Source organism: Klebsiella sp. MISC125 (assembly GCF_051131775.1).
Classification (GTDB): domain Bacteria; phylum Pseudomonadota; class Gammaproteobacteria; order Enterobacterales; family Enterobacteriaceae; genus Klebsiella.
Genome location: NZ_CP180448.1, coordinates 4420970 through 4443521, shown reverse-complemented (window position 1 = coordinate 4443521; position 22552 = coordinate 4420970). Strand labels below are relative to the sequence as shown.

21 protein-coding genes and 1 pseudogene are annotated in these 22552 nt (G+C 53.0%); 17 read left to right on the top strand and 5 right to left on the bottom strand.

What is annotated here, in order from left to right; translation table 11 throughout:
* The first annotated feature begins 8 nt into the window (after positions 1-8).
* The 7 genes and pseudogenes from entE (at position 9) to ACMYSL_RS20930 (ending at position 7669) form a co-directional block, all read left to right on the top strand.
* Positions 9-1616, top strand: coding sequence for a (2,3-dihydroxybenzoyl)adenylate synthase EntE (entE, locus tag ACMYSL_RS20960; RefSeq protein WP_434664187.1), 1608 nt, complete (start codon positions 9-11; stop codon positions 1614-1616).
* A gap of 13 nt (positions 1617-1629) precedes the next feature.
* Positions 1630-2481, top strand: a complete 852-nt coding sequence (entB, locus tag ACMYSL_RS20955) for an enterobactin biosynthesis bifunctional isochorismatase/aryl carrier protein EntB (RefSeq protein WP_182237043.1) — start codon at positions 1630-1632, stop codon at positions 2479-2481.
* On the top strand, positions 2481-3236 hold the full coding sequence (gene entA, locus ACMYSL_RS20950) for a 2,3-dihydro-2,3-dihydroxybenzoate dehydrogenase EntA (protein ID WP_434659832.1): 756 nt from the start codon (positions 2481-2483) through the stop codon (positions 3234-3236). The genes entB and entA overlap by 1 nt, the downstream gene beginning before the upstream one ends.
* Entirely contained in the window at positions 3237-3650 is a 414-nt protein-coding gene (gene entH, locus ACMYSL_RS20945) for a proofreading thioesterase EntH (protein ID WP_142466582.1), read from the top strand.
* Between the two features lie 304 nt (positions 3651-3954).
* Positions 3955-4936, top strand: a pseudogene (locus ACMYSL_RS20940) (IS110 family transposase).
* A 378-nt stretch (positions 4937-5314) separates the two neighbouring features.
* Positions 5315-7420: a pyruvate/proton symporter CstA gene (cstA, locus tag ACMYSL_RS20935; RefSeq protein ID WP_139538884.1), complete on the top strand. Its 2106-nt coding sequence runs from the start codon at positions 5315-5317 to the stop codon at positions 7418-7420.
* A 51-nt stretch (positions 7421-7471) separates the two neighbouring features.
* The gene (locus ACMYSL_RS20930) at positions 7472-7669 is read left to right on the top strand and encodes a YbdD/YjiX family protein (protein WP_004130340.1); all 198 of its coding nucleotides are present in this window, start codon (positions 7472-7474) and stop codon (positions 7667-7669) included.
* Between the two features lie 233 nt (positions 7670-7902).
* On the opposite strand, the gene ACMYSL_RS20925 is transcribed toward ACMYSL_RS20930, so the two are convergent.
* Positions 7903-9240 carry an MFS transporter gene (locus ACMYSL_RS20925; protein WP_434659831.1) on the bottom strand — a complete coding sequence of 446 codons (1338 nt, stop codon included), beginning with the start codon at positions 9238-9240 and terminating at the stop codon, positions 7903-7905.
* Positions 9241-9593: 353 nt separating this feature from the next.
* On the opposite strand from ACMYSL_RS20925, the gene ACMYSL_RS20920 reads away from it, so the two are divergent.
* The 4 genes from ACMYSL_RS20920 to ACMYSL_RS20905 are packed head-to-tail and all read left to right on the top strand — an operon-like array spanning position 9594 to position 13762.
* Positions 9594-10673, top strand: a complete 1080-nt coding sequence (locus ACMYSL_RS20920) for an ADP-ribosylglycohydrolase family protein (protein ID WP_434659830.1) — start codon at positions 9594-9596, stop codon at positions 10671-10673.
* A gap of 6 nt (positions 10674-10679) precedes the next feature.
* The gene (locus tag ACMYSL_RS20915; protein WP_434659829.1) at positions 10680-11702 is read left to right on the top strand and encodes an SIS domain-containing protein; all 1023 of its coding nucleotides are present in this window, start codon (positions 10680-10682) and stop codon (positions 11700-11702) included.
* A complete protein-coding gene (locus ACMYSL_RS20910) occupies positions 11699-12625 on the top strand; it encodes a carbohydrate kinase family protein (RefSeq protein ID WP_434659828.1) in 927 nt (308 codons plus the stop codon). The genes ACMYSL_RS20915 and ACMYSL_RS20910 overlap by 4 nt, the downstream gene beginning before the upstream one ends.
* Before the next feature lie 3 nt (positions 12626-12628).
* Positions 12629-13762 (top strand): esterase-like activity of phytase family protein, encoded by a 1134-nt coding sequence (locus tag ACMYSL_RS20905; protein ID WP_434659827.1) that lies wholly within the window; start codon positions 12629-12631, stop codon positions 13760-13762.
* A 48-nt stretch (positions 13763-13810) separates the two neighbouring features.
* Here the strand turns inward: ACMYSL_RS20905 and ACMYSL_RS20900 are convergent, their stop codons facing one another.
* Positions 13811-14575 carry a GntR family transcriptional regulator gene (locus ACMYSL_RS20900; RefSeq protein WP_434659826.1) on the bottom strand — a complete coding sequence of 255 codons (765 nt, stop codon included), beginning with the start codon at positions 14573-14575 and terminating at the stop codon, positions 13811-13813.
* 308 nt (positions 14576-14883) lie between these two features.
* On the opposite strand from ACMYSL_RS20900, the gene ACMYSL_RS20895 reads away from it, so the two are divergent.
* The 4 genes from ACMYSL_RS20895 to ACMYSL_RS20880 all read left to right on the top strand — a co-directional run bounded on the left by ACMYSL_RS20895 (position 14884) and on the right by ACMYSL_RS20880 (position 17853).
* Positions 14884-15051, top strand: a complete 168-nt coding sequence (locus ACMYSL_RS20895; protein WP_434659825.1) for a XapX domain-containing protein — start codon at positions 14884-14886, stop codon at positions 15049-15051.
* Between the two features lie 72 nt (positions 15052-15123).
* Entirely contained in the window at positions 15124-16218 is a 1095-nt protein-coding gene (locus ACMYSL_RS20890) for an adenosine deaminase family protein (RefSeq protein ID WP_434659824.1), read from the top strand.
* Positions 16219-16221: 3 nt separating this feature from the next.
* Positions 16222-16947, top strand: coding sequence for an oligogalacturonate-specific porin KdgM family protein (locus tag ACMYSL_RS20885; RefSeq protein ID WP_434659823.1), 726 nt, complete (start codon positions 16222-16224; stop codon positions 16945-16947).
* 30 nt (positions 16948-16977) lie between these two features.
* Positions 16978-17853: a DUF2608 domain-containing protein gene (locus tag ACMYSL_RS20880; RefSeq protein WP_434659822.1), complete on the top strand. Its 876-nt coding sequence runs from the start codon at positions 16978-16980 to the stop codon at positions 17851-17853.
* Between the two features lie 65 nt (positions 17854-17918).
* On the opposite strand, the gene ACMYSL_RS20875 is transcribed toward ACMYSL_RS20880, so the two are convergent.
* The 3 genes from ACMYSL_RS20875 to ACMYSL_RS20865 all read right to left on the bottom strand — a co-directional run bounded on the left by ACMYSL_RS20875 (position 17919) and on the right by ACMYSL_RS20865 (position 19876).
* Positions 17919-18323, bottom strand: a complete 405-nt coding sequence (locus tag ACMYSL_RS20875; protein WP_110273283.1) for a helix-turn-helix domain-containing protein — start codon at positions 18321-18323, stop codon at positions 17919-17921.
* Positions 18304-18606: a type II toxin-antitoxin system RelE family toxin gene (locus tag ACMYSL_RS20870; RefSeq protein ID WP_434659821.1), complete on the bottom strand. Its 303-nt coding sequence runs from the start codon at positions 18604-18606 to the stop codon at positions 18304-18306. The genes ACMYSL_RS20875 and ACMYSL_RS20870 overlap by 20 nt, the downstream gene beginning before the upstream one ends.
* 181 nt (positions 18607-18787) lie before the next feature.
* Entirely contained in the window at positions 18788-19876 is a 1089-nt protein-coding gene (locus tag ACMYSL_RS20865) for an oxidoreductase (RefSeq protein ID WP_434659820.1), read from the bottom strand.
* A gap of 160 nt (positions 19877-20036) precedes the next feature.
* Between ACMYSL_RS20865 and ACMYSL_RS20860 the strand changes: the two genes are divergently transcribed.
* Together ACMYSL_RS20860 and ACMYSL_RS20855 are read left to right on the top strand one after the other, a co-directional pair.
* Positions 20037-21539 carry a sugar ABC transporter ATP-binding protein gene (locus ACMYSL_RS20860; RefSeq protein ID WP_181483095.1) on the top strand — a complete coding sequence of 501 codons (1503 nt, stop codon included), beginning with the start codon at positions 20037-20039 and terminating at the stop codon, positions 21537-21539.
* Positions 21536-22534 carry an ABC transporter permease gene (locus ACMYSL_RS20855; RefSeq protein WP_142514795.1) on the top strand — a complete coding sequence of 333 codons (999 nt, stop codon included), beginning with the start codon at positions 21536-21538 and terminating at the stop codon, positions 22532-22534. Before ACMYSL_RS20860 ends, ACMYSL_RS20855 begins: the two co-directional genes overlap by 4 nt.
* Positions 22535-22552: the final 18 nt, after the last annotated feature.

Below are 22552 nucleotides of genomic sequence, written 5' to 3'. Positions count from 1 at the left end.
GGACTATGATGATTGAATTTAATCGCTGGCCGGAAGATTTTGCGGCCCGCTATCGGCAAAAAGGTTACTGGCAGGATCTGCCGCTCACCAATCTGATTACTCGCCATGCGGAAAACGACGCCATCGCGATTATCGAAGGCGACAAACAGTACAGCTATCGCGAATTCAACCGTCTGGTGGATAACCTTGGCTTCTCGCTACAACGTCAGGGCCTGAAGCGCGGCGAAACGGCGCTGGTGCAACTGGGTAACGTTGCGGAATTTTATATCACTCTGTTTGCGCTACTGCGTATTGGCGTTGCGCCGGTTAACGCGTTGTTCAGCCATCAACGTAGCGAGCTGAATGCCTATGCCACCCAGATTGAACCCGCGCTGCTGATTGCCGACCGCGAACACGCGCTGTTTGCTGGTGATGCTTTTCTTAACGCGTTTGTTGAGCAGCATCCGTCGGTACGCGTGGCGCTGCTGCTGAACGACAGCGGCGAGCAGAGCCTGACGGCGGCCATTGAACAACCGGCCGATAATTTCGTGGCGAATCCGACGCCTGCCGATGAAGTGGCGTTTTTCCAGCTTTCCGGCGGCAGTACCGGCACACCGAAGCTGATCCCGCGCACCCATAACGATTATGACTACAGCATTCGCCGCAGCAATGAACTGTGCGGTGTGAGCGCCGAAACGCGCTATCTGAACGCGCTTCCCGCCGCCCACAACTACGCCATGAGCTCGCCGGGTTCATTAGGCGTGTTCCTCGCCGGTGGCGTGGTGGTGCTGGCGCATGACCCGAGCGCCACGCTGTGTTTCCCGCTGATTGAAAAACACCAAATCAACCTGACCTCGCTGGTGCCGCCTGCGGTGAGCTTGTGGCTACAGGAGATCCATGACTCCGGCAGCAATGCCCAGCTGCAATCGCTGCAGCTTTTACAGGTTGGCGGAGCGCGCCTGTCCGCGACGCTCGCCGCCCGTATTCCGGCGGAAATTGGCTGCCAGCTTCAGCAGGTCTTCGGCATGGCTGAAGGGCTGGTGAACTACACCCGCCTCAACGACAGCCCGGAGCGCATTATCAACACCCAGGGCTGCCCGATGTGTCCGGATGATGAAGTGTGGGTGGCCGATGCCGATGGTAATCCGCTGCCGCGCGGTGAAGTGGGGCGCCTGATGACCCGTGGACCCTATACCTTCCGCGGCTACTACAAAAGCCCGCAGCACAATGCCGAAGCGTTTGATGCCGACGGTTTCTACTGCTCGGGCGATCTGATTTCGATCGACGAGGATGGCTACATCACCGTGCAGGGTCGGGAGAAAGATCAGATCAACCGCGGCGGTGAAAAGATCGCAGCGGAAGAGATCGAAAACCTGCTGCTGCGCCATCCTGCGGTGATCCACGTTGCGCTGGTCAGCATGGAAGACAGCCTGCTGGGCGAAAAAAGCTGTGCATATCTGGTGGTCAAAGAACCTCTGCGCGCGGTGGCGGTTCGCCGCTTCCTGCGTGAACAAGGGGTCGCTGAATTTAAACTTCCGGACCGCGTGGAGTGCGTTGACGCGCTGCCGCTGACGCCGGTGGGCAAAGTCGATAAAAAACAATTACGTCAGTGGCTGGCTGAACGCAAGCTGGGCTGAAGGAGAAGACAGAATGGCAATCCCTAAATTACAGGCTTACGCGCTGCCGGAAGCCAGCGATATCCCGGCGAACAAAGTGAACTGGGCATTTGAGCCGTCCCGTGCCGCGCTGTTAATCCATGATATGCAGGAATATTTCCTCAATTTCTGGGGCGAAAACAGCGCAATGATGGAGAAAGTGGTGGCCAACATCGCTGCCCTGCGCGATTTCTGCAAACAGAATAACATTCCGGTGTTTTACACCGCGCAGCCAAAAGAGCAGAGCGATGAAGACCGCGCGCTGCTGAACGATATGTGGGGGCCGGGCCTGACCCGCTCGCCGGAACAGCAGCAGGTGATCGCTGCACTTGCGCCGGACGACAACGACACCGTGCTGGTGAAGTGGCGCTACAGCGCATTCCATCGTTCACCGCTGGAAGAGATGCTGAAAGAAGCCGGTCGTGACCAGCTGATCATCACCGGTGTTTACGCCCATATTGGCTGTATGACCACGGCGACCGACGCGTTTATGCGCGATATTAAGCCGTTCTTCGTTGCCGATGCGCTGGCTGATTTCAGCCGTGAAGAGCACCTGATGGCGCTGAAATACGTCGCGGGTCGCTCCGGTCGGGTGGTGATGACCGAAGAGCTGCTGCCGCTACCGGCGTCGAAAGCCGCGCTGCGCGCGCTGGTGCTGCCGCTGCTGGATGAATCCGACGAGCCAATGGATGATGAAAACCTGATCGACTACGGTCTGGATTCGGTGCGTATGATGGCGCTGGCCGCCCGCTGGCGTAAGGTTCATGGCGATATCGACTTCGTGGTGCTGGCGAAAAATCCGACCATTGATGCCTGGTGGGCGCTGCTTTCCCGCGAGGTGAAATAATGTCTGGATTAGATTTTCACGGACAGACCGTGTGGATTACCGGCGCGGGCAAAGGTATCGGCTATGCGACCGCGCTGGCGTTTGTTGAGGCTGGCGCGACCGTGACCGGTTTTGACCTGGCGTTTGAAGGCGACAATTATCCTTTCGCCACCGAGACGCTGAACGTTGCCGATGCGCAGCAGGTGGCGCAGGTCTGCGGCCGCCTGCTGGATAATATCGAGCGACTGGATGTGCTGGTCAATGCCGCCGGAATTTTGCGCATGGGGGCGACCGATACGCTGAGTCTGGAAGACTGGCAGCAGACCTTTGCCGTCAACGTCGGCGGAGCATTTAACCTGTTCCAGCAGACGATGGCGCAGTTTCGCCGCCAGAAGGGCGGGGCAATTGTCACCGTGGCTTCCGACGCCGCACATACCCCGCGCATTGGCATGAGCGCTTACGGCGCTTCGAAAGCGGCGCTGAAGAGCCTGGCGCTGACCGTCGGCCTTGAGCTGGCGGGCAGCGGTGTGCGCTGTAATCTGGTTTCTCCTGGATCGACGGATACTGATATGCAGCGGACGCTGTGGGTCAGCGACGACGCTGAACAGCAGCGTATTCGCGGTTTCGGCGAGCAGTTTAAGCTGGGCATTCCGTTAGGGAAAATTGCCCGCCCGCAGGAGATCGCCAATACGATTCTGTTCCTCGCTTCCGCCCACGCCAGCCACATCACGCTGCAGGATATCGTGGTGGACGGCGGCTCGACGCTGGGGGCATAAATGGCCTGGAAACGTCAGCTGACGCTGGATGAGCTTAATGCGACCAGCGCGAATACGATGGTGGCGCATCTGGGTATCGTCTATACCCGGATTGAGGAGGGTGTGCTGGAGGCCGAAATGCCGGTCGACGGCCGTACTCATCAGCCTTTTGGCTTGTTACACGGAGGCGCATCGGCGGCGCTGGCGGAAACCCTCGGCTCCATGGCCGGGTGGTTGATGACCGAAGAGGGCCAGTGCGTGGTGGGGACCGAGCTCAACGCCACCCATCACCGGGCGGTTTCCAGCGGCAAAGTGCGCGGCGAATGCCGTCCTCTGCACCTCGGACGCCAGGGCCAGAGCTGGGAGATTGCCGTATTTGACGAGCGGGGCCGGCGCTGCTGTACCTGCCGTCTGGGCACGGCGGTCCTCGGCTGAGGAGACGCCTGTTCCCGGCTTGCGGCGTGAACGCCTTCGCCGGGCTACGGGCTACCGTGGCAGCTGTGCGGAATATTGTCCCGGAGGCGATGCTGCGCATCTGTCCGGGCTTGTATGATGACTCCATCAGAAAGAACCGGCCAGTTCTCTCTGATGGCGGTCCGGATGCCGTGTCCGGGCTTAGGCTTTCGCGCCTGTTCCGTAGATCTTTGCACCGGACTGCCGTTCTTTCTCATGTGATAAACCGGACAGTATCATGGACCGGCTTTCACCGGTAACCCGTATTCGCAAGGTTGGTTTCACTATGGAAAATGAACTGTACTTCATCGGCATTGATGTTGCCAAAGCTAAGCTCGATGTTGATATCCTGCGCCCTGATGGTCGACATCGCGGTAAAAAATTCGAAAATACGCCCTCCGGACATGAAGCGCTTGTCCGCTGGCTTCGCAGCCATGATGTGAACCATGCCCATGTCTGCATGGAGTCCACCAGTACCTACATGGAAGAGGCTGCCGCGTATCTGAGTGATGCCGGTTATACCGTCTCCATTATCAACCCCGCCCTGAGTGCCGCCTTCGCCCGTAGTGAAGGGTTGCGCAGTAAAACCGACAAAGTCGATGCCCGTATGCTGGCGCACTTCTGCCGGGAGAAACGTCCGTCAGCATGGGAGGCACCGCACCCGACAGAGCGAGCCCTGAAAGCGCTGGTGTTACGGCATCAGGCGCTGACAGAGATGCAGACGCAGGAGAAAAACCGTCAGGAAACAGCCCCGGAGGTCCAGTTAGCGAGCATCGATGTGCTCCTGGAGTGCCTGAGTGCTGAACTGAAACGTATCGAAAAACAGATAAAAGACCTGACGGACAACGACCCGGATATGAAGCAACGGCGGAAGCTGCTGAACAGCATCCCGGGTATCGGCGAGAAAACGGCGGCGGTCCTGCTGGCGTATACGGGACTGAAGCTGAGGTTTGCCACAGCGCGGCAGTTCGCCGCGTATGCAGGGGCTGACGCCGGTGCAGCATGAGTCAGGCAGTAGCGTGATGCGGGCGAGCCGGATGAGTAAAGCGGGTCCGGTTCAGTTGCGCAGAGCATTATATATGCCAGCAATATCAGCGCTGTATCACACGGCGTGGGGAAAAGCGTTCAGAAAGAGACTGGAAGGGAATGGCAAACGCGCGAAAGTTATCATAGGGGCGATGATGCGCAAGCTGGCGCAGGTGGCGTACGGAGTGCTGAAGTCAGGGGAGCCGTTCGATGCGTCACAACATGGAATAGCGGTAGCGTAGGGACGAAAAGACTGCGGGAATAGAAAAACAGCACCCAGAGGGTGCTGTCGGTGGTGTGTCTGTCATCCAGAAACCGGAGAGAGCCCCGCAACTAAAAATGGTTGCCGATGCTCACAGTATCTACGGGTTTGCAACCGTCTGCGGTAGGGTAGCCCGGACAGGCGCAACGCGCCGCCTCCGGGAAACACATCGCGGTGCAGCTACAGAATATCCATCTCCATTTTCATTCATTTTCCTGCCAGAAGTGATCTCGCTAGCAATGTGAGATAAATCATTGCCGTCAGGCGACATCTGCATCGTTTCTAAGTTGTTAAAATCCATATTGTGTTCTAGAAACAAATTGTAACATCCTGATTACCCTACCTGTGGAACACAATGATGAATAATTCAGGGAAATACCTTATCTGGACACTGCTCTCCGTTATCGGAGCCTTTGCCCTTGGTTATATCGCGTTAAACCGGGGTGAACAGATCAACGCGCTATGGATTGTCGTCGCGGCAGTCTGCGTGTATCTGATCGCCTATCGTTTCTATGGCCTGTATATCGCAAAAAACGTGCTGGGAGTTGACCCGACGCGGATGACGCCTGCGGTGCGTCACAACGACGGTCTCGACTATGTCCCGACCGACAAAAAAGTGCTGTTCGGTCACCATTTTGCGGCGATTGCCGGAGCGGGCCCGCTGGTCGGGCCGGTGCTGGCAGCGCAAATGGGCTACCTGCCGGGGATGATCTGGATCCTCGCGGGCGTAGTGCTGGCCGGGGCGGTGCAGGACTTTATGGTGCTGTTCGTCTCTACCCGACGCGACGGGCGTTCGCTTGGCGAGCTGGTCAAGGAGGAGATGGGGCCCACCGCTGGGGTACTGGCGCTGGTGGCCTGTTTTATGATCATGGTGATCATCCTCGCGGTACTGGCGATGATCGTGGTGAAAGCGCTGACTCACAGCCCGTGGGGGACTTACACCGTGGCCTTCACCATCCCGCTGGCGATATTTATGGGGATCTATATTCGCTATCTGCGCCCGGGTCGCATCGGCGAGGTATCGGTGATTGGCCTGGTGATGCTGGTATTCGCCATTATCTCCGGCGGCTGGGTGGCGGAAAGCCCAACCTGGGCACCGTGGTTTGATTATACCGGCGTACAGCTGACCTGGATTCTGGTGGGCTATGGCTTTATCGCCGCCGTCCTGCCGGTGTGGCTGCTGCTGGCACCGCGCGACTACCTCTCCACTTTCCTCAAAATCGGCACCATCGTCGGTCTGGCGATCGGTATCCTGATTATGCGCCCAACCCTGACGATGCCCGCGCTGACCAAGTTTATTGATGGCACCGGTCCGGTCTGGAGCGGCAGTATGTTCCCGTTCCTGTTTATCACTATCGCCTGCGGCGCGGTCTCCGGCTTCCATGCCCTGATCGCCTCCGGTACCACGCCGAAAATGCTGGCTAACGAAGGTCAGGCCTGCTTTATCGGCTACGGCGGTATGCTCATGGAGTCCTTCGTGGCGATTATGGCGCTGGTGGCAGCCTGTATTATCGACCCGGGCGTCTACTTCGCCATGAACAGCCCGATGGCAGTGCTGGCCCCGGCGGGCGTCACCGATGTGGTGGCATCAGCGGCGCAGGTGGTGAGCAGTTGGGGCTTTACCATTACGCCTGATACCCTCAGCCAGATAGCTAAAGAAGTGGGCGAGCAGTCGATTATCTCCCGTGCGGGCGGCGCGCCGACGCTAGCGGTGGGGATGGCCTACATCCTGCACGGCTCGCTGGGTGGGCTGATGGACGTCTCCTTCTGGTATCACTTCGCGATTTTGTTTGAGGCGCTGTTTATCCTCACGGCGGTAGACGCCGGGACGCGTGCAGCGCGCTTTATGCTTCAGGATTTGCTGGGAGTGATAAGCCCGGGGCTGAAGAAAACCAGTTCGCTTCCGGCTAACCTTCTTGCGACCGGGCTATGCGTACTGGCGTGGGGTTACTTTCTGCATCAGGGCGTGGTCGACCCGCTCGGCGGCATCAACACCCTGTGGCCGCTGTTTGGTATCGCCAACCAGATGCTGGCAGGGATGGCGCTGATGCTCTGCGCGGTGGTACTGTTTAAGATGAAACGCCAGCGCTATGCGTGGGTGGCGCTGCTGCCAACATCCTGGCTGCTGATTTGTACCCTGACGGCAGGCTGGCAGAAGTCATTCAGCACCGATACCAAAGTCGGCTTCCTGGCGATTGCCAATAAGTTCCAGGCGATGATCGACAGCGGCAACATCCCGCCGCAGTACACCGAATCGCAGCTGGCACAGCTGGTGTTTAATAACCGTCTGGACGCCGGTCTGACCATCTTCTTTATGGTGGTTGTGGTGGTGCTGGCGCTGTTCTCAATTAAAACCGCGCTGGCGGCGCTGAAAGAGGACAAACCGACGGCGAAAGAGACCCCTTACCAGGCGATGCCTGCTGATGCAGACAACCTGGTGGCTCAGGCTAAACGCGCGCACTAATAGAGTTAGCCCCTTTCCTGAATGGGAAAGGGGCAGTGGTTAGAGGTAAATATGTTCGATACCCTTTCGAAAGCAGGAAAATATTTAGGTCAGGCGGCGAAAATGATGATTGGCGTTCCGGATTACGACAACTACGTCGAGCACATTCGCGCCACTCACCCTGAGCAGACGCCGATGACCTACGAAGAGTTTTTCCGCGAACGCCAGGATGCGCGCTACGGCGGCAAAGGTGGGGCGAAGTGCTGTTAATAAAAAGGGCTTCAGATTCTGAAGCCTCAGATTACTGACAAAGTGCGCTCTTCTGGAATTGCCCGGTGGCGGCTAGCGCCTTACCGGGCCTACGGGGAGTGCATAACTTGATGATATTGATGGTTTTGTAGGTCGGGTAAGGCGTCAGCCGCCACCCGACAGGAATACAGCACCATATCTAAACCAAGTTTGTCATCAGTCTCGGGCTTCAGATTCTGAAGCCTTTTTCTTTTTTACGCCGTCTCACCCTGCGCCAGCTTCTGTTTGATGCCTTCGTAGTACTGATCGTTGATCACGTATTTCTTCATAAACAGACCGACGATCAGGTTAAATGCGGACGGGATCAGCGTCATCATCAGGGTGATGCCCAGCAACGATGACGGCGACTGTTCGACATCTGCCTGATAACCGAAGAAGCTCAGCGAAAAGCCGATAAATCCACCCGCCAGCCCCATTCCCAGCTTTTGGAAGAAGAGGATCCCGCCAAACGCCAGCCCAGAAACGCGGGTGCCGGTTTTCACTTCGCCGTAGTCCACTGCTTCTGCGATAGAGGCCCAGTACACCGGCAACTGCATGTCGCCCAATAGCGTAATGATGAAAAAGAAAACAAACGCCAGATAAATGTTCTGCTCGCCAACGACGAAGTACATGGCAACCCCGGCGACGAAGGTTAGCAGCTGGGTATAACGGAACATTTTGATTTTGTCGTAGTAGCGAGTAATCGTCCCGGCCAGCAGCATCGCCATAACGGACGCCACAACCCCGGTGGTCAGAAACGGAGAAATCAGCTCGTTGCCGCCGTGCAGATAGTACTTGGCATAATAAGCCGCGACCGAGTTACGCACGATACCGCCAAACATGATTAACGCAATCGATACGCCGAGGATCAACCACTGGTCATTCTTCATCAGATTCTTGAACTGAGTCGGAAAATGGATGTGCTCGGTTTTATGCGTAATGCGCTCTTTTACCGTGAAGAAGCAGCAAATACACAGCAGCGTCGACACAATCCCCATCGATCCCATCGCCAACTGGTAGCCGCTGGCCAGGTTGTTTTTGCCAAAGTACAGCGCCGCCATCGGTACGATAATGGTGACTAAAAACATAGCGATTTTGGTCATCACAAAGCGATAGCTGTTCGCGCTCAGACGTTCTTTAGGATCGTCGGTGATGACGCCGATGAGTGAAACGTAAGGGATTGAGATAAACGTATAGGTCAGCGTCAGCGCAATGTAGGAACCCCAGGCCCAGATAAGCTTGCCTGTATAGTCAAAATCTGGCGTGGTGAACATCATCCAGATGGTTATCCCAAACGGGATGGAGAAAAACAGCAGATAGGGACGATATCTTCCCCAGCGACTCTCTGTTTTGTCGGTCATCATACCAATCAGCGGGTCGATCACCGCATCGATAAAGCGTACGCCAATCAGCAGAATCCCCAAATCGCCAGGGGTCAGGCCGTAAACGTCCGTATAAAAATAGGTGATAATCATCGCCATCGACATCATGACGATAGCGATAGCCATATCACCAGCACCAAAGCCAATCTTTTCCCCGATTGAAAGTTTCATAGTCTCACATGTCCTGATACGAGAGTTTTTGAGGCGTCGCCGCAGTTCATTAAAAGTAATATCACCAAATTGGTATCTACCACAATAAAAATAAATGCCTTTTGAGATGCTGAGTATTTATTTTTATAATTATTTGATTTGATTAATTTTATTAAAATTTATTTTGATGTTTATCACATATTTTTGCACTTTTAATTTTTATTTCTTCTGATTGTTGGTTTGATTGGTATCTACCAATTTTGATTGTCAGTGTGATGTTAATGAATGAGAGCCTGATTCTGCTAGCGCAAAATCAGTAACCGGTCAGCTAGTCGGATCGGGCTCTTACCTCTATGACTATTAAGGATATTTATATGGCTTTAGTTGGATACGATTCGGTGGTTTACAACAAAATTTTCGGGGCGCTGGCGTGTGCGGGGATGGGCGATGCGCTCGGCGCGGCGACGGAATTGTATAGCATCGATGAGATTAAACAGAAGTGGGGCGGTTGGTTAGACAAGTTTGTCGAGCCGCCACTGGATACTTTTGCCGGTTCACTAAAGGGTGTGGCGGGTTTAATCACCGACGACTCAAGCCAGATGTATGTTTTAGCGGAAGCGCTGATTGCTGCGGGCTACGGGCAATTTACCAATGATGACTGGAAAGCCGCGCTGCTGCGCTGGGCCGATATGATGCCTTACGCGATGTACAAAGGGCCAACCACAGAACAGGTCGTCAAAGCGCTACGTGAAGGGTATCCGACCAATACTATCGGGCGTATTGGTACCTCGACCCGTCAGGCACCCAATGTTGGCACTACCAACGGCGCGGGAATGCGCGTGGCACCAGCCGGGTTAATCTATCCAGGCCAGCTAACGAAGGCCTGCGACCTCGCGCTGCTGACCTGCATTCCCTCGCATGATACCAATATCGCTATTGCCAGCGCCTGTGCAATTGCGGGCGCAACTTCTCAGGCAATGGTGGTTGATACCACGCTGGATGAGATTATTGACGCCAGCCTGGAAGGTGCACGCTATGGCGAATCGCTGGCGAAAAAACATGCGCGCTGCGTCGCCGGTCCTTCCATTGAAATGCGCACCCGACTGGCGGTAAAAATCGCCCGCGAAGCAGATTCACTGGAAAAATGCCTGTATGAGATTGAAGGCTATATCGGTAACTCCGTGGCGGCGCATGAGTCCATCCCGGCGGCAATTGGTCTGCTTGCCTTCTGCGAGGGGCGTCCGTGGGAGACCATTGTCGCCGCAAGTAATGTCGGTAACGACACGGACAGTATTGCTACGATGGCCGGGGCGATTGCGGGTGCCTGGAAGGGATTCGACGCGCTGCCGAAAGAGCAGTATGCGTTTTTCAACTCCGTAAACAGTCGCGACTTTAATCTGCCGGAGATAGCTTCCGGGCTGACGAAGCTGGCCATGGAATCTCTAAAAGGTTAACGAAAAATGAGAGCGGATAGGGAAGAGAAGGTCATCATGCCATTGTCCAGCACCCGGCAAGAAATTGCCGGGATCTCCGGTCTGCTATCCGCGATTCAGTCTCAGTCTGATGGTCTGGAGGCACTAGCGGATATTGATTTTTCCTCGCTGGAACAGCTGTACCTGGTGGGGTCTGGAGATTCATACGCCATTGCGCTGATGGTAGAGGCATATCTGAATCGTTGTGGGGCGATTCGATGCCGCGCCGTGCAGTCGTTTACCTTCCTGGGCCTGTCAGCGGCGCATTTTAGCGCTGGTTCGCTGGTGGTTGTCATCAGTGCCAGCGGCAGGCCTTCTCCGGTTCTCGATGCGCTTGCCCATGCGCTCACGATGAAAGCCGGGGTTGTAGGGATGACCAACTCACCGGGAAGCCCGTTTGCTAACTTATCGTCGCGAATGCTGTTTACACAGGCATGTAAAAAAGGGATGCCGACCCAAAGTAGTTCCGCAACGCTGTTTTTATTAATGAGGCTGGCTGAGCGGATTATTCAGGCGAAAACGGCGGTGCCAGAGATAACCAATGTCGATATTCCACATTTGGCTCAGGATTGGGAAAACGTGCAGTGGCAGACATGGCTGACGGAGTATGCTGAGGCATTTTTCTCCCGTCGGGTGGTGTTTCTGGGAAATGGAATGACCTGGGGGATGGCGTATCTGGCGTCAAATCTTATGTCCTGCGGGCCGCAGATAGAGGCTCATTTTTTCCCGATTGAAGAGTATTGCCATGCACTAAGGCTCAACCAGGCCAATCAACAGCACCTTGTGGTGATGTTTCCCGAAAAAGATAAAGACCTGGCACTGTGTGCCTCTATTCAGCAGCGTTTGACTCGCCAGGGGGCATTGTCATATTGCTTTGCGCCGCCAGGGAATTTCAGAGCGCATGATTATTTACAGCGAAATATACTGCTGCTTTTCCAACTCTCTTTAACACTGGCGGAGCGTTATGTCGCAATGGGTGGAGAGCGCGTTACATTCGAGGATACGAAATGATAAAAAAATATGATGTCGTTGCGGTCGGAAGTGGCAACATTGATTTGGTTTTTCGGGTGCCCAGGCTGCCGGGAAATGATGACAAAGTCGTTGGCAAAAAAATATCCGAAAATGTGGGCGGCACTGTAGCGAATAGCGCGTGCATGATGTCAACGCTGGGGTTGAAGGTGGTCTCGTTATCCAGCGCTGGCGACGATCGCTATGGTCAGTTGATTGTCGATGATTTTAATCGTCACGGTGTTGATACCCGTTATATCAAAATCAACCCAGGCCAGGACCCCAATATGGCGATTATTATTCTCGATGAGAGCGGAGAGAAGTCATTAATCTATGCTCCGGGGGATAATTGTGAATGGGATCCGCAGACGGCGTTTACCGCGATTGCTGAAAGCGACATTATGTACACCATGCCGGGCGACCTCGGAAAATATGCTATTCAGGCACAGTATGCTCATGCACATCATACCCTGGTGGCGGTCGATATTGAGCCGCATATTGCCAGCGATAAAGAGCAACTGGCGGAAATATTAAATCTGGCCGATATTGCTATTTTTAACCAGGACGGTTTTACCGCCAGCTGCAATTGCGACCCGGAATGGCCGGTGTTGCATGCGCTACGCCGCAAATATTCGCTGTCTGCGCTGGTGGTGACCTGCGGCGCAGCAGGAGTTATCGCCGTAACCGAGCAGGAAGAAGCTCGTCATCCGGGTTTTAAGATCCCCGTTGTTGATACCACTGGCGCAGGGGACACCTTTAACGCTTCATTTATTTACACCTGGGCACATAACTATAAATTAGCGCCAGCGATAGAGTTTGCCAGTGCTGCCGCCGCGCTGAATATTATGCAGATAGGTGCCAGAGGACATTTGGCCAGTATTGACGAAATTAGCCAGTTTATTTCATCCGCAAAAGGAAAGGAGTAGGTTTTGAATATTAAAAATATTTTATTATCCGGTGCTGCACTTTCAATATTACTGGGTTTTTCAACGTACTCTGTTGCCAATGAATCGGGCCTTAAATTTCTTGGCGAGTATACGATACCGACGTCATTTACCTGGAAGAATGTGCCCTTTGGTGGACTCTCGGCAATTCGCTGGCATGAAGGCGAGCAGCGTTTTTATGCTATTTCTGACAGTCGAAATACCCCGACGGAAGGTAAACCGCGTTTCTATAAACTGAAAGTCGATCTCTCCGCCGAAGGCATTAAGGATGTCGTCGTTGAGCAGCAGTACGATCTTCTTGATGCCGGTGGCGAAGCGTTTAAAAAGGGATTTGTCGATGCGGAAGGGATGGTCATCACCCCAGAAAATCAGCTGCTCTGGACCTCTGAAGCCGGTAGCCCGCTGCGTAAAAGCACGTTAACCGGCAAATTCGTTGAAGACCTGAGCGCTGTCTTTCCTGAGGGGTATTCGGTTGATAGTAAAAAAGAGGATCCCGAAGGATTTCGCAGCGGCATTTCCTGGGAAGGACTTTCGTTTACCCCGGATAATCAATATCTGTTCGTGGCGGCTGAAGGGGCATTAAAACAAGATGGTCCGCTGGCCTCGCCAATGAACTCAAGCCCGGCGCGGATTTTAAAGTTCCGCTATCACGGCGGTGATAAGAAGCCCGAACTGGAAAAATCCTTCCTTTACAACGTTGATCCAGTGGCTCATATCTCGACGTTTGGGATTAACGATAACGGCGTGTCGGAAGTTTTAGCGCTTAATGAAAATAAACTGCTGGTGGTTGAGCGTTCCGGACGTAATGCCTCGGAAGGGTTTAACGACTGGGATTTTTCCGTCAAGGTGTGGCTGGCGGACACTACGGCAAGCACGGATATCAAAGAGATTAAATCGCTGGCGCAGGTTGAGAAGCGGAGCATTATTCAATCGGCGGTGAAAAAATTGCTGATTGATTTCTCTGATGTGACGAATGCACCGGACTGCATAGAAGGTGTCACCTTCGGCCCGCTAATTGACGGTAAAAAGACGTTGATATTTGTCTCGGATAATAATTTCCAGCCGTATCAGAATACCAAGTTTTATCTGTTCCAGGATGTAAACGATATTCTGAAGTAGCCGAAGTATTTCCCCCGGGAATAAAGCTAATTTCGCCGGGGGATCGGTTTATTTACGGTTAAAGCTGTCTTTGGTAATTTTTATTTCGTAAGAGTAGCGGCTGGCAGGGTAGATCATTTCGACATATTCCATCGGTTTTCTATTAATGGAAAGTGTGACTCTGGTACAGGTCAGAATGACATCATGAACGGAGAGTTCCAGCAGCGAGGCTTCAGCAGAAGAGGGCTGGCGAGCGCTAATGGTTTCATAAGCTTCGAGCAGTTCAAGTCCCATTTTCTCGGCCAGGAGTTTATACAGAGAGCCAAATTCCAGTAGCTCTTCCTCGGTAAACGCATTGTTTTCATCGATAGGAAGATAGGTCGTTTGAATACCCATCGGGGTGGTATTGTCAAAACGCACTCTCTTGATCCGCAAAACTCGGGTATGACTAGAGAGCTGTAACGCATTACGGATAGGTTCATTCACCGCAACGAAGCCGAATTCGAGGATCTGCTGTTTCGGCGTGCCTTTACGCGCGAGGATATCATCGGTGAATCCGTGTAACTGGCGCTGGGAACGACGGCTGAGTTCAGGAAGAACGAATGTCCCGCGGCCGTGTTCGCTATGTAGATAGCCTTTTTGGCGTAAATGTTCGATAGCCTTGCGCACGGTGGTACGACTGGTTTGATAGCGTTCAGCTAACTCGCGTTCGGTGGGGATGGTTTCATTTTCTGGCCATTCATAGTTATCGATTTTTTCTTTAATGATGGTGAACAGATCCAGATATTTTAGCGACTGTGAGTCATTGCTCGATGGGGAAGACAAACCTGACATATGCTTTTTCGTTCCGTGGTTGGTACCAATAATGCATTAACTGTAGTGGTTTTTAGATTTTGATGCAATTGAAGCACGATTTTGAATAAATGAATTAACATAACTTATTGTATTTAAATGATTTTTTGATTATTGTTTTGAATGTGAACTTTGTCACACCTTGCTTTATTGTTATAGTGGTATCTACCAATTTTTCATTGTATACTTTTTACCATGAACAATCTCTGGTAGAGATGATTAACTGAATATATAGGATTTCTTTCCTTTATTAAGGACGGCCATTCTTTATTTCTACTCAAGGGTTTTGTATGTCTGAGGTTTTTATTGCTCTTTTGGTTGGGGTTGTGACTGGCCTTATATTTAGTATTTTTAAACTGCCAATACCTGCACCGCCGGTGCTACCGGGAATTATCGGTATTGTTGGCGTCTATCTTGGTAGTAAAAGTTATCACGTTATTATGCAATTCATTGGATGATATAAAGTTTTAAGGATAATATCAGTGTTATCAATACCAAAGATTATTTTGCATGAACATCTGGAGGGGTCAGTGACGGCTAATTTAGCGGTCCACCTGTCGCGAAAAAATGGAATTGCTTTATCAAATGATTATATAAAGCAGCGTGCCATCCCCGGAGATTATGAGTATGTGTGGGACACATCAGATTTCAGTCATTTTATTAATATTTATGACTTTATCTCATCATTAGTTCAGACTCCGGAAGATTATTATCTGATAGCGATGGATTTCATTTCACGCAATGCGCAAGCGGGGATGATCTATTGTGAGTTGCTTATTTCACCAGACCATATGATGAAGGTTGGCGACGGTGATGGCGAGAGCAATTATCTTGCCTGTTTGCGTGAGGTGACGCGGGCAATAAAAGACGCTGAGGAACGATATGGTACGGTCACCCGCCTGCATGTTGTTCTTATCAGGCACGATGGAATAGAGCGAGCGGGTGCGGTTGTGGATCTTTTTCTGAACAACCCAGATCCTTATATTGTTGGTGTCAATGTCGCCGGGCATGAAGGAATACATCGTTTCAATGATTATGTTCCTTCTCTCAACATGCTCTATCAGCAAGGTCTGCGCGGCTCTTTACATGCCGGGGAAATCTGCGGTGCACAAAGTGTAAAAGAGGCGCTGGCTGCCGGTGCTTCGCGTATTGGTCACGGTATTCGTGCCATCGAATGTCCGGAGCTTATTGCGGAACTTGTTGAGAAAGAAATATTACTCGAAGTCTCATTAACCAGTAATCATTTGCTGATTAATGATATCCGGCAAGGGAATAGCACTCATCCCATCAGAGCGCTTTATGATAGTGGCGTGAGGCTAAATCTTAATACGGACGATGCCGGCATTTGTGCAACGGATATATTAAAAGAATATCAGTTTGCTATGGACTCATTTGGTTTTCAACGCGCAGAACTGATTGATGTTTCGATGATGGCGATTGAATCTGCATTTGTTAATGAAGATATACAGAAAACGCTTTTAGATAAATTGTGCTCAGCGGTGACGGATGATGATATGGCCTTTTTTGCTAAAGGCAGTGAAGTCGCTCATTCGCCAGCGCTCCGCGCCAGGTTTGCTACACGATATAAACAACTACGTCGACCAGACAATTATGATAAGGGGTAGATAATGAAAAGAATAATTCCAGTTGCAGCATTAGTATTGACCGGTCTGGCGGCGCACAGCGTTTACGCTGAACAGCCGCATGGTTTTATCGATTATCGTCACGAATATTTAGATAAGAAAAGAACCCACGCCGATCGTGTTGAATTCGGAACCTTCTTTAGTAATGGTATCGGGTTAATGGGTGAGTTACGTTACAACACTCAGGAAGGCAATAAGGATAAATGGGACCCGTCGCAGTTTAATAACAATGGTTCCGGCCTTTCTATTGTTTACCGTTTTAAGCCACTGGATGATAAAAACTTCTGGCTGGAGCCGATGTTCTGGTTGGATTCTACCGAATACTGGACCACCTACGAGTATGGTTTATCCGCGGGTTATAACTTTAGCAAAGCCTGGCGCGTCTCCGGTCGTTTCCGTTATGACATGGATAAAGCCACCAGTAAATCAAAAGGCTATGGTAACGATGATCGCAATAACCGCCGTTACGATCTGTGGGTTGATTATCGCCCGGATAATAGCAATTTCCAGTATCAGCTGAATCTTGTTTATTATAACAACGGCTATATTACCTGGGATAATGGCAACGAAAACTATACCGCTTCGTTCAAAGTCGGTTATAAGTTTGGTTCATGGGTGCCTTACGTCAGTATTGCTGATTACCGCGGTACCGATAAAACTACTGATGAGCGCCAGGGTCGTTATCGTATGGGTTTAACTTATACCTTTTAAAAACTAAACATTATTAAATAAGGGACTGTTATGATTAAAGTCTGCAGGTATGCTATTGCCCTGTCTTTATTAAGCTATATTCCTCTTTCTCTGGCAGAAGTGACGACGATTGAATCGGATTCCTATGAAACCGTCGGTAAGATAATTAAAGAGAAGGACACACGTTATCAGCCAGAAAATGTCTTACTGGTATTTGATATCGATAATACGGTCCTGACCAGCCAGCTCGAAGTGGGCGGCGATATCTGGTATCAATGGCAAACCAATAAGCTACCGTTGAAACCCAGCGCTGACCAGAAGGTCTCTTGCTTATATGAAGATTCCATTGCGCTGCTTTATAATATTGGCACCATGACGTTGACCGACCCCGGGTTAGCGGCGCAGATGAAATCCTGGCAAGAGAAACACAGCGTTTTCGCGCTAACCTCGCGCGCTCCGGATACCCGCTATGCTACTGAGCGTGAGCTGAAAAAGAACGGTATCAATTTTAGTGCTTCACCACTTAAGCCGCTTAATGCAACCGATGCGCCTCTTTATGAGGGCAGACTGAAACGCTCTTATATTTATGGCAACGGCATCATGCTGTCATCCGGGCAGGATAAAGGCGTGATTCTGGATTTCTTGCTCGATAAAACGCAGCGTCAATATCAGTCCGTTGTTTTTGTTGACGATGGTATTGCCAATATCAACGCTATGAAGAATATGCTGGCGAGCGATAAATATAAAAATGTCGATTCCGTTCTGGTTCATTACACCAAAGTAGAATCAGATCTGATTAAGAAGCAGGGGGCGGTATTAACCGCTGAACAGGCGCAGCAGATGAGCAGCGAATGGACAAAGCTCTCCAGTACTTTGCAGACCATTTTCCCGGAGCGGGTGCAAAGCTGTAGTTCAGACAAGAAATAGCGTCTTCGACATAAGTAAAGATTAACGGCTCTGGTCATAGCCGTTAATCTTACTTCGCACGGGGGTTAACCCTCTTTCGGCAGATACAGGCTGATTTGTTCCTGTGTGCAGCCGTATATTGCCGCCAGCTTTTCGCGGGTGCGCTTTTGCGGGCGGGAGTCGATAGCTTCTAGCTGGGAAACCGCAGACTGACTCACGCCAAGCTTATCGGCTACTTCCTGCTGCGACAGGCCACGTAGGATACGCCAGGCAGCCTGCAGGCTGACTTTCTCACGATGCATGATGTCGCAGACGCTGTCAGGTAATGGGACATCGTCGAATTCATCAGATTCGTAGGGGACGTCTTCCCACTCTTCCTCTTTTTCATCATCGTATTCCGCCATTTTCAGACGCATCTGGAAGTATTCGTTATAGGGGATCACCACATATTGTGGGTTGCCCTCGTCATCCTTAATTAGTTGCACAGCCATAAGGCGTTGCCTCCTCGTGAAGATAGGTTGTTGAGGTTCTGCGCTTTATCGCGACGACATAGCAGCTTTCAGATATCCCCTCAAACTGTGTGAAGATGATTCGATAATCGCCTACACGCAACCGATAATGATCTTCGGGCGCCGACTGCTTGAGTTTTTTAATATCCGGAGCCGGTGCATTTTTATCATCCATGGTGCGTAGCTTTTCTTTGATTCTCTCCTGATAGCGGGAATCTATTGCGGCGAGCTGTTTTTCTGCGCTTTTCGACCAAAAAACGATCATCCTGACCTCCACTTTATGTCAAAGCTCATCATAAGTAAATAATAAGATTATAAGTAAATTTAAATTATCTTATAGGAGACGATAATGCAGATTTTATGCGGAATAAAGACAGAAACATCGGCTTTGCGAGGCGACTCGAAATCGCCTCCGCCGGGCGGCAGAGGCGAATTAAACGGGGGAATTAACCGGCGAAGCGTTCGACTTTTTCGAACGCCGCGCGCAGGGTTTCGGCGTTCAGCTCAACCGGCAGGAAATGGATGGACTCCACCGGGCGCAGGGTATGAGCGATGACTTGATCCAGCTCCTGGCGATTGTTGATATCGACCTCCAGCGCTGCCAGGGTGGTCGGCAGGTTAAAGCGCTGATACGCCTGCACCAGCTGCGCCAGCACATCGTCCTGACCAAGCAGGGCGCTCTGTACCAGAATGCCGTAGGCGACTTTGGTTCCATGCAGATATTTCTCGGTCTGCGGCAGCACCGTCAGGCCATTGTGCACCGCATGGGCGGCGGCGACGCGAGTGTAGCGCTCGCCTAATCCGCCGACCATACCGCCGCCGGCGATAACCGCGTCTACCACATCGCGGAAAGCCTGAGTCAGCTCGCCGCGCTGCTGGTCGGCCAGCGCGGTTTCGCTGCTTTCCAGCAGCACATCGCGGATCGCCAGCGCGCCGTTGATGCCGAGGCGCACGGTGAGCGGCAGCGTCTCCGGCTGCGGGGCCAGTACCACCGCTTCATACCACTTCGCCAGCGTATCGCCGATACCCGCCAGCAGATATTCCGCTGGTGCGTTGAGGATAATTTGCGGCTCCACCAGCACGAGGAAGTTGGCGTCGTCGAAGATTTCAAACTGCAGCGCCTGACCGGCGTCGTTGTACCACACTGACAGCGGCGTCCACGCTGCGCAGGTGGCGGCGATGGTGGGGATCGCCACTACCGGCAGGCCGAGGCGGCGGGCCAGCGCTTTCGCGGTGTCCAGCAGCGCACCGCCGCCGACGCCAATCACCACTGACCGATCGTCACCTGACTCGCGGGCCAGTTCGCTGACGTCGCTTTCGCTGCAATGACCTTTAAATAAGATTCTTTTGGCTCCAGGAGCGTTAAACGCTTCCGGCAGGAAATCCTGCGCGCCAGCGATAGCCCGCTCGCCGTAAACCCATACCGCCCGTGAAAGCTGCTCTTCGCTATAAAAATCATGCAGTCGGGCCAGGCTGCCGGGATGGGAGTAGTAGTTGGCGGGGCCGGGGACCACGCGGATATCGCTGTGACTCATAAATGCTGTCCTTGTTGTGTTTCGCTAACCTGATGTTATGTCTGGACATCCAGATGGCTAATATTATTTCGCTTTATCTTATGCCTTTTATGCATTTGTCAGTCAAGGGCGGCTATGAAAAATTCATTAAATCAGAAGATTAATCGACAGGGTACAGGGGATGACCGGCAATCGCCTTGAGATGCAAAACATTAGCCTGGCCTTTTCTGGCTTCCGGGCGCTGAGCAACGTGGCATTCACCCTGAAAGGCGGTTCGGTGCATGCGCTCACCGGGGCTAACGGCGCGGGGAAATCGACGCTAATGGCGGTGCTGTGCGGTACGCACGCGCATTACGAAGGCGAAGTGGTGATCAACAATCAGCCGGTGAGTATTCGCTCGCCGCGCGATGCCAAACAGCTGGGTATTCATCTGGTGCAGCAGGAGGTAGATGTTGCGCTGGTTCCGGGCCTGAGCATCGCCGAAAACATTATGCTCGACAGGCTGGCGGAACCGGGGATCGCCTTTCGCTGGGGACGACTGCGTCAACTGGCGCGCGAAGCGCTGACCCAGCTGGACGTCACCCTCGACGTGCGGCGTTCAATCGATAGCTGCACGCTGGCGGAAAAACAGCAAATTCTGCTGGCCCGCGCCCTGTCGCATCATTGCCGTTTTCTTATCCTCGACGAACCCACCGCGCCGCTGGACCAGAACGAAAGCGAACGCCTGTTTGCGGTGGTTCGCCGCCTGCAGCAGCAGGGGATTGGCGTGGTGTTTATCTCGCATCGTATTCATGAGCTGAAGGCGATTTGCGACACCCTGACGGTGCTGCGCGACGGTCGCCTGATTGAGAGCGGGCCGATGGCTGAACTGAGCGGTGAGCAGATCGTCGAGAAGATGCTCGGCCATGAGCTGAGCGATATCTTTCCGCCGAAGCGTCCGCCGCACAGCGATGAGGTGCTGCTGCAGGTTGAAGGGCTGCACGACGAAGGGTTGCTGCAGGATATCTCCCTGCGCCTGCGCAAGGGGGAAATTCTCGGTATTGCCGGGCTGGCTGGGGCCGGGAAAACGGAACTGTGCAAGGCGCTGTTTGGTGCCAGCAAAAGCCGCCTGACGCATGGAGAGCTGAACAACCAGCCCTGGCGACCGCGCGATCCGGCGGATTCGGTGGCACGCGGTCTGGCGCTGGTGCCGGAAGAGCGGCGCAAAGAGGGGATTTTTATCGAGGAGCCGGTGGCGATGAATCTGGCGGTCAGCGCCGATAACAGCTTTTCCCGCTGGAGCCTTTTTGGTCATCGTCAGGCCTGGCGCTGGGCGGAAGAAGTCATTGCGCGGGTGGGTATTCGCACTTCCGGACCGGCGCAGACCCTGCGCCGCCTCTCCGGCGGCAATCAGCAAAAGGTAGCGATTGGTAAATGGCTGCGCGGCAACGCCAACGTGCTGATTTTCGATGAGCCGACCAAAGGCGTCGATGTGAAAGCCAAAACGGATCTATTCAATCTGATTGATGGCCTGGCGCGGGAAGGCAAAGGGGTGATTTACGCCTCGGGCGAATTCTCTGAGCTGGTCGGCTTGTGCGATCGCATCTGCGTGCTGTGGGACGGACGCATCGTGGCGGAAATTCCCGGCGCTGAGGCCCGGGAAGAGAACATTCTTTATTACTCCACCGGAGGAGCAGCAGCGTGAGTAAGGCCCTGACAGTTAACGCGACGGTATCGGGCCGTCAGCGATTTTTTGATTTTCTCTACAAATGGGGCATGTTGCTGACCGTTGTTCTGCTGATCGCCGTTTTTGGCCTCGCGTCGGACAACTTCCTCGACCCGTTTAACATCATCAACATCCTGCGATCCATCGCCATCGTGACGGTGATCGCCATCGGCGTGTCGATATCGCTGACTATCGGCGGCTTTGATTTGTCGGTGGGATCAACCGCCTCGCTGGCCAACGCGCTGGTGATTTCGCTGTTCGTCTGGCACGGCTTTGGCACTACCGAGGCGATTCTTATCACCCTCGCGCTCTGTACTTTAGTCGGGCTATTTAACGCTTTTCTGATCGTGATCCTGCGTATTCCCGACATGCTGGCGACGCTTGCCAGCCTGTTTGTGATTCAGGGGGTGGCGATGACTTACAGCTACGGCGGATCAATCACCGAAAACATGGTGCTGCCGAGCGGCGATATGGCGGAAGGTGCGATTCCGGCAGCGTTTGGTTTACTGGGGCAGGTGCCGACTATCGTGATCATTATGCTGGTGGTGACCGTTATCGCCCAGCTGGCGCTCTCTTTTACCACTCACGGACGGCGGATGTACGCCATCGGCGGCAACCCGGAAGCGGCGCGCCTGTCTGGCCTGCGGATCACTCGCTACAAAGTGGCGGCCTACGTCATTGCTTCTCTGCTGGCAGGGCTGGGCGGCATTCTTCTGGCTTCGCGCATCGGTTCATCGCAGGTGAATGCCGGTAGCGGCTATCTGATGGATGCGGTCGCGGCGGCGTGGATCGGCTTTTCGCTGGCCGGTTCCGGTAAACCAAACGCACTCGGTACGCTGGTGGGGGCGGTGATTCTGGGCGTGCTCTCCAACGGCCTGGTGATGCTCTCGGTGCCGTATTACGCCATGGACATTATTAAAGGGCTGGTACTGGCTGGCGCACTGGCACTGACTTATTTTCAGCGCCGCACTTAAAATTTTACAGGGTAAACA

Bases quoted from the DNA above. Each gene is read 5' to 3' on its own strand.
- entE (WP_434664187.1), top strand. From the start codon at position 9: ATGATTGAATTTAATCGCTGGCCGGAAGATTTTGCGGCCCGCTATCGG.
- entB (WP_182237043.1), top strand. From the start codon at position 1,630: ATGGCAATCCCTAAATTACAGGCTTACGCGCTGCCGGAAGCCAGCGAT.
- entA (WP_434659832.1), top strand. From the start codon at position 2,481: ATGTCTGGATTAGATTTTCACGGACAGACCGTGTGGATTACCGGCGCG.
- entH (WP_142466582.1), top strand. From the start codon at position 3,237: ATGGCCTGGAAACGTCAGCTGACGCTGGATGAGCTTAATGCGACCAGC.
- cstA (WP_139538884.1), top strand. From the start codon at position 5,315: ATGAATAATTCAGGGAAATACCTTATCTGGACACTGCTCTCCGTTATC.
- ACMYSL_RS20930 (WP_004130340.1), top strand. From the start codon at position 7,472: ATGTTCGATACCCTTTCGAAAGCAGGAAAATATTTAGGTCAGGCGGCG.
- ACMYSL_RS20925 (WP_434659831.1), bottom strand. From the start codon at position 9,240: ATGAAACTTTCAATCGGGGAAAAGATTGGCTTTGGTGCTGGTGATATG.
- ACMYSL_RS20920 (WP_434659830.1), top strand. From the start codon at position 9,594: ATGGCTTTAGTTGGATACGATTCGGTGGTTTACAACAAAATTTTCGGG.
- ACMYSL_RS20915 (WP_434659829.1), top strand. From the start codon at position 10,680: ATGAGAGCGGATAGGGAAGAGAAGGTCATCATGCCATTGTCCAGCACC.
- ACMYSL_RS20910 (WP_434659828.1), top strand. From the start codon at position 11,699: ATGATAAAAAAATATGATGTCGTTGCGGTCGGAAGTGGCAACATTGAT.
- ACMYSL_RS20900 (WP_434659826.1), bottom strand. From the start codon at position 14,575: ATGTCAGGTTTGTCTTCCCCATCGAGCAATGACTCACAGTCGCTAAAA.
- ACMYSL_RS20895 (WP_434659825.1), top strand. From the start codon at position 14,884: ATGTCTGAGGTTTTTATTGCTCTTTTGGTTGGGGTTGTGACTGGCCTT.
- ACMYSL_RS20885 (WP_434659823.1), top strand. From the start codon at position 16,222: ATGAAAAGAATAATTCCAGTTGCAGCATTAGTATTGACCGGTCTGGCG.
- ACMYSL_RS20880 (WP_434659822.1), top strand. From the start codon at position 16,978: ATGATTAAAGTCTGCAGGTATGCTATTGCCCTGTCTTTATTAAGCTAT.
- ACMYSL_RS20875 (WP_110273283.1), bottom strand. From the start codon at position 18,323: ATGGCTGTGCAACTAATTAAGGATGACGAGGGCAACCCACAATATGTG.
- ACMYSL_RS20870 (WP_434659821.1), bottom strand. From the start codon at position 18,606: ATGATCGTTTTTTGGTCGAAAAGCGCAGAAAAACAGCTCGCCGCAATA.
- ACMYSL_RS20865 (WP_434659820.1), bottom strand. From the start codon at position 19,876: ATGAGTCACAGCGATATCCGCGTGGTCCCCGGCCCCGCCAACTACTAC.
- ACMYSL_RS20860 (WP_181483095.1), top strand. From the start codon at position 20,037: ATGACCGGCAATCGCCTTGAGATGCAAAACATTAGCCTGGCCTTTTCT.